This window comes from Microbacterium mangrovi, from assembly GCF_000802305.1.
Taxonomy (GTDB): Bacteria; Actinomycetota; Actinomycetes; order Actinomycetales; family Microbacteriaceae; genus Microbacterium; species Microbacterium mangrovi.
The window spans coordinates 1-15,371 of record NZ_JTDK01000015.1 but is presented as its reverse complement, the minus strand read 5'-3'; the positions used below and the strand labels follow the sequence as shown (position 1 = coordinate 15,371).

14 protein-coding genes are annotated in these 15,371 nt (G+C 72.1%); 7 read left to right on the top strand and 7 right to left on the bottom strand.

Annotated features, from left to right (window positions below; translation table 11 throughout):
* Window positions 1–49: 49 nt before the first annotated feature.
* The 4 genes from LK09_RS15180 to LK09_RS21575 form a co-directional block, all read right to left on the bottom strand.
* Window positions 50–1,045: an ABC transporter substrate-binding protein gene (locus tag LK09_RS15180; RefSeq protein ID WP_039401341.1), complete on the bottom strand. Its 996-nt coding sequence runs from the start codon at window positions 1,043–1,045 to the stop codon at window positions 50–52.
* A gap of 56 nt (window positions 1,046–1,101) precedes the next feature.
* The gene (locus LK09_RS15175; RefSeq protein WP_082008304.1) at window positions 1,102–2,184 is read right to left on the bottom strand and encodes an ABC transporter permease; all 1,083 of its coding nucleotides are present in this window, start codon (window positions 2,182–2,184) and stop codon (window positions 1,102–1,104) included.
* Window positions 2,181–2,954, bottom strand: coding sequence for an ATP-binding cassette domain-containing protein (locus tag LK09_RS15170; protein ID WP_039401338.1), 774 nt, complete (start codon window positions 2,952–2,954; stop codon window positions 2,181–2,183). Before LK09_RS15170 ends, LK09_RS15175 begins: the two co-directional genes overlap by 4 nt.
* A 152-nt stretch (window positions 2,955–3,106) precedes the next feature.
* Window positions 3,107–4,309: an HAD-IA family hydrolase gene (locus LK09_RS21575; RefSeq protein WP_156138849.1), complete on the bottom strand. Its 1,203-nt coding sequence runs from the start codon at window positions 4,307–4,309 to the stop codon at window positions 3,107–3,109.
* 125 nt (window positions 4,310–4,434) lie between these two features.
* On the opposite strand from LK09_RS21575, the gene LK09_RS15160 reads away from it, so the two are divergent.
* The 7 genes from LK09_RS15160 (at window position 4,435) to treZ (ending at window position 13,143) form a co-directional block, all read left to right on the top strand.
* The gene (locus LK09_RS15160) at window positions 4,435–5,775 is read left to right on the top strand and encodes an FGGY-family carbohydrate kinase (protein ID WP_039401337.1); all 1,341 of its coding nucleotides are present in this window, start codon (window positions 4,435–4,437) and stop codon (window positions 5,773–5,775) included.
* Window positions 5,772–6,653, top strand: a complete 882-nt coding sequence (locus LK09_RS15155) for a tagatose-bisphosphate aldolase (RefSeq protein WP_039401335.1) — start codon at window positions 5,772–5,774, stop codon at window positions 6,651–6,653. Before LK09_RS15160 ends, LK09_RS15155 begins: the two co-directional genes overlap by 4 nt.
* Window positions 6,654–6,759: 106 nt before the next feature.
* Complete coding sequence (locus tag LK09_RS15150) at window positions 6,760–7,752, top strand: LacI family DNA-binding transcriptional regulator (RefSeq protein ID WP_231563092.1); 993 nt, start codon at window positions 6,760–6,762, stop codon at window positions 7,750–7,752.
* Between the two features lie 103 nt (window positions 7,753–7,855).
* Window positions 7,856–8,584 carry an SDR family oxidoreductase gene (locus tag LK09_RS15145; RefSeq protein WP_039401331.1) on the top strand — a complete coding sequence of 243 codons (729 nt, stop codon included), beginning with the start codon at window positions 7,856–7,858 and terminating at the stop codon, window positions 8,582–8,584.
* Window positions 8,585–8,714: 130 nt separating this feature from the next.
* Window positions 8,715–9,035, top strand: a complete 321-nt coding sequence (locus tag LK09_RS15140; protein ID WP_039401329.1) for a hypothetical protein — start codon at window positions 8,715–8,717, stop codon at window positions 9,033–9,035.
* Complete coding sequence (treY, locus tag LK09_RS15135) at window positions 9,032–11,380, top strand: malto-oligosyltrehalose synthase (RefSeq protein WP_039401327.1); 2,349 nt, start codon at window positions 9,032–9,034, stop codon at window positions 11,378–11,380. Before LK09_RS15140 ends, treY begins: the two co-directional genes overlap by 4 nt.
* On the top strand, window positions 11,377–13,143 hold the full coding sequence (gene treZ, locus LK09_RS15130; RefSeq protein ID WP_039401326.1) for a malto-oligosyltrehalose trehalohydrolase: 1,767 nt from the start codon (window positions 11,377–11,379) through the stop codon (window positions 13,141–13,143). The genes treY and treZ overlap by 4 nt, the downstream gene beginning before the upstream one ends.
* Window positions 13,144–13,273: 130 nt before the next feature.
* Here treZ and LK09_RS15125 read toward each other — a convergent pair whose 3' ends face one another.
* From LK09_RS15125 to LK09_RS15115, 3 genes are all read right to left on the bottom strand, one after another.
* On the bottom strand, window positions 13,274–13,936 hold the full coding sequence (locus LK09_RS15125; protein WP_052226850.1) for a nucleoside/nucleotide kinase family protein: 663 nt from the start codon (window positions 13,934–13,936) through the stop codon (window positions 13,274–13,276).
* Window positions 13,937–13,951: 15 nt separating this feature from the next.
* Complete coding sequence (locus LK09_RS15120; protein ID WP_052226849.1) at window positions 13,952–14,923, bottom strand: 1-phosphofructokinase family hexose kinase; 972 nt, start codon at window positions 14,921–14,923, stop codon at window positions 13,952–13,954.
* On the bottom strand, window positions 14,920–15,371 hold a 452-nt coding region (locus LK09_RS15115; protein ID WP_039401324.1), incomplete at its 5' end, for a class II fructose-bisphosphate aldolase. The genes LK09_RS15120 and LK09_RS15115, both read right to left, overlap by 4 nt.

Below are 15,371 nucleotides of genomic sequence, written 5' to 3'. Positions count from 1 at the left end.
CGCTGCTGCACCCGCGGGCGACGACGGTTCGATCAGTCCTGTCGGGTGATCAGTTGCAGGAGGACTTGTACGCCGCGTCCTTGCCCTCGGCGGAGTCCATGTTGTCCTTGGTGATGATGGTGAAGCCCGTCGTGATCTTCGGGGTGACCGTCTTGCCCTGCAGAGCGTTGAGGGCCTGCTCCACGCCGTCCTTGCCGATGGTGCCCGGCTGCTGGGCGATGAGCGCCTGGACCTGGCCCTCCTTCAGCTGGTTCATCTGGTCGGGGCCGGCGTCGAATCCGACCAGCGTGATGCCCTTCTTGCCCGCCTGCTGGATGCCGGTGGCCGAGCCCTGCGCCGCGAACAGGTTGGCCGCGAAGATGCCCACGATGTCCGGGTCCTTGGCCAGCGCGGCGGTCACGATCTGCGCGGCCGTGGCCGGCTGGTTGTGGCTGTACTGCACGCCGAGGTACTGGAACTTCGGGTCCGCGGCGGCGGCCGCCTTGAAGCCCTGCTCGCGCTGGTCGGTGGTGGTGATGCCGGGGTCGACCGAGACGACGAGCACCTTGCCGCCGTCCGGGTGCGCCTGCTGGATCGCCTTGAACGCCGCAGCGCCGCCGGCCTTGTTGTCGGACGAGATCTGTGACTCCGCGACCGACGGGTCGCTCAGCGTGGTGTCCACGAGGATGACCTTGATGCCGGCTGCCTTCGCCGCAGCGATCGGCGCCTGCATGGCGGTCGCGTCGGTCGGGGCGACCAGCAGCGCGTCGGGGTGCGACGCGACGACCGAGTCGACGATCGGCTTCTGCAGGGTCGGGTCGAACTTCTGCGGACCCTGGGTCGTGACCGTGGCACCGGCCGCCTTGGCGGCATCCTGGATGCCGCACTGCATGGTGATGTAGAACTGGTCGCCCGCGACGCCCTGGACGAACGCGAGCTTGTAGGCCTTGCTGCCGCCCGAGCCGGCCGACGTGTCGCCGCCGCCCGAGCTCGAGCATCCGGCGAGGGCCAGGGTCGCTGCGGCACCGACGGCGAGGACACCGAGGGCTGCTTTGTTCCACTTCATCGTGTTGTTCCGTTTCTCTGGTGGGTGGTGTGATTGCGGTTTGGGTTCGGGCGGAGTCAGCTGCCGGTTCTGCGGAACAGGAGCTTCTTCCAGAGGCCTCCGCTGGCGCCACGGGCGGCGGCGGAGCGGCGGAGCTGGTCGGCGTAGACCGCGACGATCAGCACGGCGCCGACGGCGACCTGCTGCCAGTACGGCTGGACGCCGGTGATCACGAAGCCGTTCTGCAGCACGGCGGGGATGAACAGGCCCACGACCGTGCCGATGATCGTGCCGTAGCCGCCGAACAGGGATGTCCCGCCGATGACGACCGCCGCGATGACGTTCAGGTTGGTCAGCGACTGACCGGCGATCGCCGTGGTGGCGAACTGCGAGAGCGAGAGGATGCCGGCGAAGCCGGCCAGCGCGCCGGTCATCGTGTAGACGTAGATGAGCTGGCGGTCGACCTTGACGCCGACCCGGCGCGCCGCCTCTTCGCTCGAGCCGACGGCCCGGGTGTAGAGGCCGAACTTCGTGTAGGCGAGCATGATCGCGCCGATCACCACGACGACCGCCGCGATGACGACGATCACCGGCAGCGACCCGAACACGTTGCCGTAGCCGATCGAGGTGGTGAGCACCAGCGGGACGGCGCTGATGTCGACGCCGCCGGTGAGGATCTGCGCGAACCCGAGGGTGGCGCCGAACGTGCCGAGCGTCACGATGAGCGGCGGGATCTTGGCCTTGGCGACGAGGACGCCGTTGACCCAGCCCCAGAAGATGCCGCAGATGATCGCGACGACGATGCCGACGATCGCGGTGCCCCAGCCCTGGCCGCCCATCGAGCGCATCACCATGGCCGAGACGACGCCGGAGAAGACGAGCACGGATCCGATGGACAGGTCGATGCCGGCGGTGACGATGACGAACGTCATCCCGACGCCGAGCACGGCGAGGATCGACGCGTTCTGCATGATCAGGCGGAAGTTCGACCACTGGGCGAAGGTCGACGGCGCGAGCACCGCGAAGACCGCGATGATGACGAGCAGGATCAGGAAGATCTGGAACGCCTGGGCGCCGAAGATCTTCTTCCACCACGGCGCGTTCGGCTCGTCGATGGTGCCGATCGCGACAGTCTCGGTGCGGGGGGCGGGATCGATCATGCGTTGTCCTCCTTGACGATCGCACCGGTCATGAGGCCGACGAGCTCCTCCATGTTCGTGTCCTTGGCGTCGAGGGTCGCGACCCGGGTGCCCAGGCGCAGCACCTGGATGCGGTCGGAGACCTCCATCACGTGCGGCATCGAGTGGCTGATGAACACGACGGCGATGCCCTTGTCGCTGACCCGGCGGATGGTGTCCAGAACATTCTTCGTCTGGCGCACGCCGAGCGCGGCGGTCGGCTCGTCGAGGAACACGAGGCGGCTGGCCCAGTGCACGGCGCGGGCGATCGCGATCGCCTGACGCTGGCCGCCGGACATCGCGCCCACCTCGGCCGACAGCGACCGGACCGTGGCGCCGAGGTCGTCGAAGGCGGCCTTCGAGCGCTTGCGCATCTCCTTGTTGTCCATGAACCCGAGGGCGCCGGCGAGACCGGATGCCTTGAGCTCACGACCGAGGTACATGTTCTGCACCGGGTCGAGGTGCGGAGCGAGCGCCAGGTCCTGGTAGACGGTCTCGATGCCGAGGGCGCTCACCGCCGACGGCGTCGACATGTCGACCTGCTGACCGTCGAACCGGATGGTCCCGCTGTCCACCGCGAGACTGCCCGAGAGCGCCTTCACCAGGGTGGACTTGCCGGCGCCGTTGTCGCCGATGAGCGACACCACCTCACCCGGGTAGATGTCGAAATTCGCCTCGTTGAGCGCACGCACATGCCCGAATTGCCGGGACAGCCCTCTCGCTTCGAGGACGGGCACTCGTTCATCGGTCATGAACAGCTCCTTCGCGGTTCTGTGGTCGTGGTGAGCAAGTTACGCGCCTCATGTCACCGGTGTCAAGCCTCGACATCCGTCGTGATCGAAAAGCGATCAACGCTCGATCGGCGCGCCTCAGCCGCGCCGAGGAGGCCGCCGAAGGATGCCGGTCACGGCACGGCGACCAGGCGCAGTCCGTCCGGATCGACCTCGATGCGCACCCGGTCCAGGCCGTCCACGACGAGACTGGCGTCGGCCAGTTCGGCGGGCGAACCGGTGCCGGTGACGGCGAGCACGTGGCATCCGGCGGCCCGCGCCGAGGCGATGCCGGCCTGGGCATCCTCGATGACCAGGCACCGCCGCGGATCGACGCCGAGCCGCTCGGCGGCGCGGAGATAGGGCTCCGGATCAGGCTTTCCGTGGATCACTTCCTCCGCCGTGACCCACACGGCGGGGCGCTGCATGCCGGCCGCGGCGAGCCGGGCCGTCGCGATCGCCACGGTTCCCGACGTGACGATCGCGCGCTGCCGCTCGGGCAGCGACGCCCAGAAGGCGGCGGCACCGCGCACGGCGGGCAGCCCGACCGCGTCGGCGACCTCCAGCCGCTCGATGCGCTCGCGCGCCTCCGCCCGGGCCGCCTCGTCGTCGATGAGCGCGGCGACGAGGACGTCGGCCGGACGCCCGTGGTTCGCGTGCAGCGCCTCGGCCGAGACCCCGTAGTGGTCGGCCCACCGCCGCCACGAGCGCGCGACCGACGCGGTCGAGTCGACGAGGGAGCCGTCCAGGTCGCACAGCACCGCGTCGAACCGCTCGCCGAACAGCGCCGCGCCGACGTCGAACGGCGCCCGCGCGCCCAGCGCCGGAAGCAGCCGCGCCAGTTGCTGCGCCGTGCTGAGATCGGCGTCGACCTCGATCACCGGCACCCCGATCACGGGCTCCGGTTGCGCCGGGCGGTGCTCGTCGCGCGCCTCCCCCCGCTCGGCGCGGCGGGCCGCGAACAGTGCCGGGTCGCCGACGAGCCGCACCAGCTGCACCGGACCGCACAGGGCGTCCAGCTTCGCCCAGGCGTCTCCGCCTTCGAGTTCGGCGGTGAACGGCGCCACCAGCACCGCGCCGCCCGCCGTCTCGACGACGTCGCGGGCGACGGCGCGCAGCGCGGCGTACCGGCCGTCGCGGATCACCGCGGCATCCGGACCCGACAGCCAGTGCCCGTCGCGCGGCAGGGCGTCCAGCAGGGGGGTGGTCACGCTGTCGAGATCGACGAGGGGAAGCCGCAGCTGAAGGGCGAGTGCCCGCCCGAGCGTGCTCTTCCCGCTGCCGGCCTCGCCGCTGACGGCGATCGTCCGAGGAGCTACTTGACAGGAATCGTGCACACCGCCCACGATAGAGGAAGATTCATGTCACCGGTGTCACGATGGTTCTCGATTTCGTCATGTCACCGGTGTCACGCCCACCTCTTGCAGGTGGCGCCCTGTCACCGCCGAGAGGATGCCCGGACATGCCCCGACCGCTGCCGCTGACCGCCGGGATCGACCTCGGCAGCACCTCGCTGAAGCTGCTCGTCGTCGACGGCGACGGCACGCAGGTCGCCTGCGAGCAGGTCGCCACGCCCTGGCGCAGCGGCGCCGGCGGGACGACCGAGTTGGATGCCCCAGCCCTCCGGACGGCGCTCGATCGCCTCGTCGCCACCACGGCGGCCGCGCTCCCGGACGGGACGACCGTCGCCGCGATCGGCATCGCGGGGATGGGTGAGACCGGCTACCTCGTCGACGACGCCGGGGAGGTCGCGGGCCCCGCGTTCGCGTGGTTCGATCCCCGCGGCGCCGCCGACGCCGCCGCGTTCTCCGCCGAGCTGCGGGCCGAGTTCCCCGGACGCACCGGACTCCCCCTCGGCGCGCAGGTGTCGCTCGCCAAACTCGCCCACGAGCGCAGGCGCGGCGTCCCCCTCGAGCGGTATCGGTGGCTGAGCATCCCCGAGTTCGCCGCCGCCCACCTCGGCGGCGACGTCGCCGCCGAGTACTCCCTGGCCTCCCGCACCGGCCTGCTCGACCAGAACTCCGGCGAGCCGTGGCAGCGCGCGCTCGACGAGCTCGGCGTCACCGCCGCATTCCTGCCGCCGCTGCGCTGGGCGGGCTCGCCCTGGGGAACGGCATCCGCCGTCGCATCCGGCCCGTTCGCCGGCGCGGCCCTCACCGTCGCCGGGCACGACCATCTCGTCGCGGCCGAGGCTCTCGGGTCGTTGCATCCCGGCCGGTACCACGTCTCGATGGGCACCGCCGAGGTGATCCTCCGCGTCACCGACGCGCCGCTCCCGCCGGAGGCCCGTGCCCGGCTCGCCGCGAAGCTCATCAACGAGGTGCGGCACATCGTTCCGGGCCGCCACGTCATCGTCGCCGGCGTCAAGAGCGGCCTCCTGCTGCGCCGGGCCCTCCAGCTGGCCGGCATCGGCGACCGCGACGGCCGCGACGAGCTCGACGCCGCAGTGTCGGCGCTGCCGTTCGAGGGCGTCCTGCCGGACGGCGCCATCGTCGCCTCCGGCGCCCGCAACGACGACGGCGTGCTGGCGCTCGACATCCGCAGCGACGGAGTAAGCCCCGCGGAGCTGTTCGGCGCCGTGCTGCGCCACAGCAACGACGAGATCCGCATCCTCCTCGACGCCATCGAGCGAGAGCTCCCGCCTGCCACCACCACGACCCTCACCGGTGGCTGGAGCGGGATGTCCAGCGTCCGACGCGCACGCAGCCGCGTGCTCCCCGACCTCACCGTATCCACCCGCGAACAGGACACCGCCCACGGTGCCGCCCTGCTCGCACGCACCCTGCTGAGGAGCAGCCGATGAACGCCCTGACCACCGTCGAACGCCGCGCCGTGCAGCGCATCTCCACGCCCGCGGGCAACATGCTCATCGTCGCCGCCGACCAGCGCAACAGCATGAAGGCGGTGGTGCAGGATGCCCCGGCCTCCGGCATCTCGTCCGCACAGCTCGCCGAGATCAAGGCCGACCTCGTCCACTACCTCGCCAACCACGCCCCGGCCATCCTGCTCGACCCGGAGGTGGCTCTGCCCGCCATCGTCGACGACGCCACCCTGGCGCGGGACACGGCACTCGTCGTGGGGCTCGACGCCTCGGGCGCCGACGTCGAGGACGGCCTCAAGTACACGGCCTTCGTGCCCGGCGTCAGCGCCCGGCAGGTGCGCGACGTGGGCGGCGACGTCGCCAAGATGCTCTACTACACGCGCCCCGACCGGCAGCAGGACGATGCGCGCCTGCTGCGGGACCTGTACCGCGCGATCGAGGACTGCGAACGTGAAGGCGTGCTGCTGATCGTCGAGCTGCTCACGTACCGCCTCGAGGGCGAGACCGACGAGGAGTATCGCGCGAAGTTCACCGATCTGGTCGCCGACGGCGCCCGCCTCGCCGCGGGACACGGCGCCAAGGTGCTGAAGCTGCAGTACCCGGGCTCGGCGGAGGGATGCCGCGCGGTCACCGAGGCCGCCGCCGGCGTGCCGTGGGCCGTGCTGTCGGCCGGCGTCGACCACGAGACGTTCGTGGAGCAGGTGCGCACCGCCATGGCCGGCGGCGCCGCGGGCGCCATGGCGGGCCGATCGCTGTGGAAGGACGCCCTGTCGTTCGATCCCACCGACCGCGAGGAGCTGCTCACCGCCCGTGCTCTGCCGCGCCTGCACGAGCTGCGCGCGGCGGTCGACGGACACTGACCGAAACAGGCGGCGCCGGACACCGGGCGTGCGGGTACTCTTGCATGACACATGTGACATCGGCGTCGCCTATGACGACCTCGCAAGGGAGTGAACCGTGGCCACGATGCGGGAAGTCGCCGCCCTCGCGGGGGTCAGCGCCAAGACGGTCTCCCGGGTCTTCAACGACGATCCGCACGTGCTTCCCGAGACGCGCGAGACCGTCGAGAAGGCGATGCGCGAGCTCAACTACGTGCCCAACGCCCTGGCGACGACGTTTCGCGCGGGGCGCACGGCGGCCCTGGGCGTGGCCGTCCCCGACCTCGTCGACCCGTTCTTCGCCGCGATCGCGCGGGCGATCGACGAGGTGGCGGCCGGACACGGGATGTCGACCCTCGTCACGAGCCTCGGCAGCGACCCCGACGCCGAGCAGGGCATCGTCGAACGGCTCCTCGGACGCCAGCTGACCGGCTTGATCATCACTCCGGTGAGCACCGATCAGCACTGGCTCACGCGCTGGCAGGACCACACGCCGATGGTGTTCATCGACCGGGCGCCGCAGCATCTCGTCGCCGACTCGTTCACCTATGACGACGTGGGCGGCAGCATCGCGGCGGTGTCGCACCTGATCGACAAGCGACATCGCCGCATCGCGTACATCGGGCACGACCCGGAGCTCGTGACCGAGGTCGACCGGCGCAGCGGCTACCGGAAGGCGTTGGAGCGGCACGGCATCCCGTACGATCCGGACCTCGTCGTGGAGCACGTCGACCAGCGCGACAGTGCCGCGGCCGCCGTCGCGCAGCTGTTCGAACTGGCCGATCCCCCCACAGCGGTCTTCACCTCCAACGCCCGCACGTCGATGCCGGTGACCGCGGCTCTGCGCGACAGCGGCCTCGCGATGGTCGGATTCGGCGACTTCCCGATGGCCGACATGCTGACGCCGTCGCTCACCGTCATGGACCAGGATCCGGCGCGCATCGGGCGGCTCGCCGCCCAGCGCATCTACGACCGGCTGGCATCCCCCCGCGCGGAGTTCCCGCTGCACACCGTGCTCGACGTGCCGCTGGTGGAACGGGAATCGAGCGGGGCACAGTCGTTCGGCGCACCCGCTGCCTGACTCGCGGCGCCCCACCCGATGAATCACCCTCGCAATGACACCGGTGACATGTAGTCTGGAGCCTGACCTTCCTCCCCTCATCGCCGAACGGAGAGCCCCGCTCATGACCGACTTCACCGGCCGCACCATCCTCGTCACCGGCGCCGCAGGCGGAATCGGCGGCGAGACCGTGCGCCAGCTCGTCGCCGCCGGCGCTGACGTGCTCGCCTCCGGCCGCACCGCCGAGAGCCTGGAGGCGATCGTCGCCGAGACCGGATGCCGTGCCCTCCCCTTCGACCTGGAGTCCGAGGAATCCATCCGCGCGGCGATCGAGGGCGTCGACCTCTCCGGCGTCGTCAACTGCGGCGGCTGGGGCGGGGAGATCGCCACCCCGATGGACACCGACATCGACGTCTTCGACCGCGTCATGCGCATCAACGCCCGCGGGTCGCTGCTGGTCACCAAGTACGCCGCCCGCGAGATGATCCGCGTCGGCCGCGGCGGCGCCATCGTCAACGTGTCCAGCCAGGCATCCCTCGTCGCCCTCGAGGGCCACATCTCGTACGGCTCGTCCAAGGCGGCGCTCGACAACATCACCCGGGTCTCGGCGCTCGAACTCGGCGGCCACGGCATCCGGGTGAACAGCGTCAACCCGACCGTCGTGATGACGCCGATGTCGGCCTGGTACTGGGGACGCCCGGAGATCGAGGGCCCGTTCCTGGCCGCCATGCCCCTGCACCGGTGGGCGACCGAGGCCGAGATCGCCGCGCCCATCGTGTTCCTGCTCTCCGACGGCGCCTCGATGATCTCGGGCGTCTCCCTCCCCATCGACGGCGGCTACACCGCGCGCTGACACAGTTCACGCCTGCGCCACCGGAATATAACCGGCTCCGTCTACCGTGGCAAGGCCGTCGACCCGGCGATTTCGCGCACCTATCCTGGCGGGGAACACGGGCCGCTCGGCCCCGCCGGAGGGGGACGCCATGGCAGGAATCGGTTCGACGAGTCGTCACGCCACGTGCGCGAGCACTGCGGAGCCTCCGGAGCCGAACCCTCCGGCATATGCACGGGTCGACATCGACCGCTACGTCGTGCTGCTCGACGGCCCGGTGGGGTACGTGGAGGTCGTGCCGCCGGTCATCGTCTGCTACGCCGGGCATCCGTTCCCCGTCGCCGTCGAGATCGCGCAGGTCCACGACTTCGACATCGCCGTCCGAACCGTCCGGGAGCACGCGCGCCGGGCCCGTCGGACGCCGGCATCCGATACGCTTCGGGCCACGCCCCGACCCGAGAACCGGACATGAAGCGAACGCCCACCTCCACCTACCGCCTGCAGATCACCCCCGCCTTTCCGCTCCCGGACGCGGCAGAGGTCGCGCCGTACCTCCGGCAACTCGGCGCGTCCTGGGCGTACGTCTCGCCGCTGCTCGCGGCCACGACCGGTTCGGATCACGGCTACGACGTCGTCGACCACTCGCGCGTCGACCCCGCGCGCGGCGGGTCGGCGGGGCTGCGGGCCTTCGCCGATGCCGCCCACGGCGAGGGACTCGGCATCCTCGTCGACATCGTGCCCAACCACGTCGGCGTCTCGGTGCCGCGCGAGAACCCGTGGTGGTGGGAGGTGCTGCGCCTCGGCCGGGATGCCCCGAACGCCGAGGCGTTCGACATCGACTGGGTGCACGGGGGCGGAGGACTGACCCTGCCGATCCTCGGCACGCAGCCCGCCGACGCGGTCGCTTCCGGACACATCGTCATCGACCCGGCGCCGGCCGAGGACGCGCCGGACGGCATCCTCCGCTACTTCGACCACGTGCTGCCCCTCGCCCCGGGAACGGCGCCGCTGCGCGACGACCTGCCGGCGCTCCTCGCCGCCCAGCACTACGACCTGCGGCACTGGCGGGAGCAGAACACCGAACTCGACTACCGCCGGTTCTTCGCGGTGTCCGAGCTCGCGGCGATCCGCGTGGAGCTGCCCGACGTGTTCGACCGCTCGCACGCCGAGATCATCCGCTGGGTGCGCGACGGGCTCGTGGACGGGATCCGCGTCGATCATCCGGACGGCCTGGCCGACCCCACCGCGTACCTCGAGCGCCTCGCCGACGCCACCGGCGGCGTCTACACCGTCGTCGAGAAGATCCTCGAGCCCGGGGAGCCGCTGCCGCCGTGGTGGCGTGCCGACGGCACGACCGGCTACGACGCCCTCACCGAGTTCGACCGCGTCCTGGTCGACCCGGCCGGAATCCCGGCGCTGGCGGCCCTGGATGCGCGGCTGCGCGCCGAGACCGGCCTGCCGCCCGCCCCGGCGTGGACCGACCTCACCCACGACACCAAGCGGATGATCGCCGACGAGCTGCTGCAGTCCGAGGTGCGGCGACTCGTGCGGACGCTGCCGCACCCGGACCCGGACGCGGCGGATGCCCTCGCCGAGATCGTCGCCTGCTTCCCGGTGTACCGCTCGTACCTCCCCGCAGGCGAGGAGCACCTGCGGGCGGCGATCGCCGAGGCGCGGCGCAGACGACCGGATCTGGATGCCGCGATCGGCATCCTCGCGCCCCTCCTCGCCGACTCGGGCACGGAGGTCGCGCAGCGCTTCCCCCAGCTGAGCGGTGCGGTGATGGCCAAAGGAGTGGAAGACACCGCTTTCTATCGGGACACCCGCCTCGGCACCCTCACCGAGGTCGGTGCGGATCCGTCGCGGCCTCCGCTCAGCCCGGCGTGGTTCCACGCCGCGCAGCAGGCGCGGGCCGCGTCCTGGCCGCATTCCCTGACGACGCTGTCGACCCACGACACGAAGCGGTCCGAGGACGTCCGGGCGCGGCTCGCCGTGCTGTCCGAGGTCCCGGATCGGTGGGCCGCGGTTCTCGACGAGCTGCGCGCCCTCGCGACGACCGGCCACGGCCCCCTCGACGCGCTGCTGTGGCAGGCCGTGGTCGGCGCGTGGCCGATTCCGTCCGACCGGGTGCTCGCGTATGCGACGAAGGCCGCCCGCGAGGCCGCCGAGCGCACCCGCTGGCAGGATCCCGATGCAGCATTCGAGACCGGGCTGCGTGCCCTCGCCGAGGCGGCGAACGGCGCGGCGCGGAGCGTCGTCGAGGGATTCGTCGATGAGATCGTCGGGTTCGGCCGGTCGAACTCGCTGTCGGCCAAGCTGCTGCAGCTGACCGGACCCGGCGTTCCGGACGTCTACCAGGGCACCGAGCTGTGGGACCTGTCGCTCGTCGACCCCGACAATCGCCGCCCGGTGGACTTCGCGGCACGGCGCGAGCTGCTGCGTCGCCTGGACGAGGATGCCGCGCGCGGCGTCCTGCCGCCGATCGACGACTCCGGCCGGGCCAAGCTGCTCGTCACGTCGCGGGCCCTGCGGCTGCGCCGCGATCATCCGGAGCTGTTCGGCATCCATCGTGCGGGCGAGGTGGCGGGCGATGCCGCCGCGCACGCGGTCGCCGTGGACCGCGGCGGGGTGACCGCCGTCGCGACCCGGCTGCCGGTGGGTCTCGCCGCCCGGGGCGGCTGGTGCGACACGGTGCTGATGCGGGCGCGGCGCCCCGCCGTGGACGTGCTCACCGGACGCCGGGTCGAGGGCGGGCCGGTCCGGCTGGCGGAGCTGCTCGCCGACTACCCGGTCGCGCTGCTGCGGGAGGAGCGATGATCTCGGTCTGGGCGCCCCGCGCCGAGCGCGTCCGCGTGCGCCTGCTGGATGCCGGCGGCCGCACCCGTGCCGAGCACGACCTCGAGCGGATGGAACGCGACGACGGGCAGACCGGCTGGTGGGCGAGCGGGCTGCGCCTCGCCGACGGCGACCGCTACGGATTCGTCCTCGGCGACGGCGACAGCCTGCGGCCGGACCCCCGCTCGCGCCGGCAGCCCGACGGCGTGCACGCCGCCTCCGCCGCGTTCGACGCTCAGGCGTTCGCGTGGACGGATGCCGCCTGGCACGGACGACAGCTCGCCGGCGCGGTGGTCTACGAGCTGCACCTGGGCACGTTCACGCCCGCCGGGACGCTGGATGCCGCCATCGACCGCCTCGATCACCTCGTCGCGCTCGGCGTCACCCACGTCGAGCTCCTGCCGGTGAACGCTTTCAACGGCGCGTGGAACTGGGGCTACGACGGCGTGCTCTGGTACGCCGTGCACGAGGGCTACGGCGGACCTCGTGCCTACCAGCGGTTCGTGGATGCCGCCCACGCCCGCGGCCTCGCCGTCGTCCAGGACGTCGTCTACAACCATCTCGGCCCGAGCGGCAACTATCTGCCCGAGTTCGGCCCGTACCTGCGCGAGGGCTCCCGCAACACGTGGGGCGACTCGATCGACCTCGACCAGCCGCCGGTGCGGTCCTTCATCGTGGAGAACGCGCTGATGTGGCTGCGCGACCACCACGTCGACGGTCTGCGGCTGGATGCCGTGCACGCGCTGCACGACGAGCAGCCGACGCACATCCTGAAGGAGCTCGCCGAGCAGGTCGACGCCCTGTCCGCGCACCTCGGCCGGCCGTTCACGCTCATCGCCGAGTCGGATCTCAACGACCCGACCCTGATCCTGCCGCGCGAAGCCGGCGGGGACGGGCTCACCGCCCAGTGGTCGGACGACTGGCACCATGCCGTGCACGTCGCCCTGACCGGCGAGACGACGGGCTACTACGCCGACTTCGCCGCGCCCGATGCCCTCGCGAAGGTCACCCGCGGCGGGTTCTTCCACGACGGGACGTACTCGTCGTTCCGCCGCCGGCCGCACGGCACGCCGATCCCCGACGACGTGCCCGCGTGGCGCCTGGTCACGTTCGCACAGGACCACGACCAGATCGGCAACCGCGCCGCCGGAGACCGGCTGAGCGCCACGCTCTCCCCCGACCGCCTCGCCGTCGCCGCCGTGCTCACGCTCACCGCTCCCGGCACCCCGATGCTGTTCATGGGCGAGGAGTGGGGCGCGTCGACACCCTGGCAGTTCTTCACCTCGCACCCCGAGCCCGAACTCGGGCGCGCGACCGCCGAGGGCCGCATCGCCGAGTTCGCGCGGATGGGCTGGGATCCGGAGCTCGTGCCCGATCCGCAGGACCCCGACACGTTCGCGCGCTCGCACCTCGACTGGGGCGAGCTCGCCGCGGCCGGGCACGCCCGGCTGCTCGAGCTGTACCGCGCGCTGATCGCTCTGCGGCGGGACCGTCCGGAGCTGACGGATCCCCGCAACGCGGCCAACACGGCGACGCTCGTCGTCGACGGCGACCCGGATGCCCGGGCGTGGCGCATCGAACGCAGCGGGCTCGCGGTCCTGGTCAACCTGACCCCGCATCCGGTGTCGTTCTCGGTCGGGGACGGCCGCGGCATCCTGCTGGCCACGCGCGAGGTCACCCGGTCGGCCGGCGACGTCGCCCTCCCGCCCGATTCCGCCGCCGTCGTCGCACCGCCCGGTCCCTGAGCGAGCGCCGCCCCTCCCCCGGTCCCTGAGCGAGCGCCGGCGAGACGAAGGGACACCGCCCAGACAGGGCCGCGGCGCACCCGTCTCGACGGCAGCACCCTGTTTCGCGACCGGACCGGTCGCTTCCCCGCTACCGCGCCAGGGTCACCACCAGGTCCGCGCGGGCGCGGGTCGCGGTGACGGTCGCCGCGTTGACCTCGTCGACGCCCTGCACCCAGGCGGTCGCGGCCGCGAGGTCCTCGCCGTGGGACTGCCGTCGGCGCACCAGGCGCGACGCGCGCACGTCGGCGGGGAGGTCGAGGAACCACGACTCGTCCAGCCGCGCGGCGACACGGTCCCAGCCGTGCTCGCGCAGCAGCAGGTAGTTGCCCTCCGTGATCACGAGCGGGATGTCGGACCGGACCGCCTGGGCGCTGCCGATCGACGTCTCGACGGCACGGTCGAAGACCGGGGCGTAGACGACGGCATCCGTCTGGGTCCGCAGGCGATCCAGCAGCGCGACGTACCCGCCGACGTCGAAGGTGTCCGGGGCGCCCTTGCGGTCGCGGCGGCCGAGGCGCACGAGCTCGTCGTTGGCGAGGTGGAATCCGTCCATCCCGACGAGCACCGCGTCGTCGCCGAGCGCATCCAGGAGCGCGGCGCACAGGGTGGATTTGCCCGCTCCGGGCGCTCCGGTGATGCCGAGGATGCGGCGCCCGCCCGCACCGGCGAGGCTGCGCGCCCGCGTCACGAGCTGCTCAATCGTCTCGCTGACGACGAGGGGGTGCGGGTCGTCGGTTCCGGGCAGGGTCATGCGATTCCTCGGGGATCAGCCGGCCGGCTCGACGAGCACACGCGCCGGATCGGGGTCGACGGTGGTGACGGCCTCGGGGAGTCCGTCGAGGGACGTGATGAGCGTCGCCTCCTGGCTGACCGCGAGGGCGCCGAACCGCGCCGCCATCGTGCAGGCGGCGACGAGGTCGAGCTCCTCGCCCTCCCCCGCCCCGAGCACGAAGCCGGCGAGGGAGGCATCCCCCGCCCCCGCGGTGCTCGCCAGGCGCGGAGCCTGCGCGAGGGAGTGCACCACGGTGTCGGCGGTGACGACGAGCGCGCCGTCGGGCCCCATGCTGACGTAGAGCAGCGGGATGCCGCGGGCGATGACCACCCGCGCCGCGGCGACCACGTCGCCGACGGTCCTGAGCGGGATGCCGCCGAGCGCCTCGGACAGTTCGTGCACGTTCGGCTTCATCAGCGCGATGCCGGAGGGCTCGGCGAGCAACCGCCGCAGCGGTTCGCCGCTCGTGTCCAGCGCGATGCGCGCGCCGCGGGCGGTGGCCCCGGCGATGAGGCTGCGGATGTCGGGGAGACCCCCGGCGACGTGGGGCAGCGAGCCCCCGACGACGAGCCATCCGGCGGCGGTGTCGTCGAGCGCGTCGTCGATCGCCTCGACGATTCCCTGCCACTCGTCCGCGGCGAGCGGCGGCAGGGGGCCGTTGATCTTGGTCGTGACGCCGTCGCGGTCGACGATCTGGGTGCTCACCCGGGTCGGGCCGGGGACGAGCACGGGCCGCAGCAGACCGGCGTGCGGGGAGGCATCCGCCAGCGACGCGTCGTCGGCGCCGAGCACCACGACCGCGGTGGCATCCATCCCGCCGGTCTGGAGCGCGACGGCCACGTTGACGCCCTTGCCGCTCACCTCGCGCACCGCGGCCTCGGCGCGGATCAGCTCTCCGCGCCGCAGGTCGTCGATGCGGTAGGTCAGGTCGATCGCGCCGCACGGCGTGACGGTGACGACGCTCATGCGGTTTCTCCGAGGGTGATGGTGCGCAGCATTCGTTCGACTTCGGTCGCGACGGCGGCGCGGGCGGGTTTCAGGAACGCGCGCGGGTCGATCAACGACTCGTCGGCCACCAACGCGGCCCGGACCGTGTCGGTGAAGACCCGGCCCACATGGGTGCCGATGTTGATCTTCCGCATCCCCGCCGCCACCGCCTGCACGATCGTCTCATCCGCCACCCCACTGGACCCGTGCAACACCAAAGGCACCCCGGTGGACGCCGCCAACCGGGCGATCAACCCCAGATCCAGCGACGCCGACCGCTCCCGCATCGCATGCTCACTGCCCACCGCGACCGCCAACGCATCCACCCCCGTCTCCGAAACGAACCCCGCCGCCTCGCCCGGGTCGGTGCGCACCCCCGGCGTATGCGCCCCGCCCTTCCCCCCGATCCTGCCCAGCTCCGCCTCCA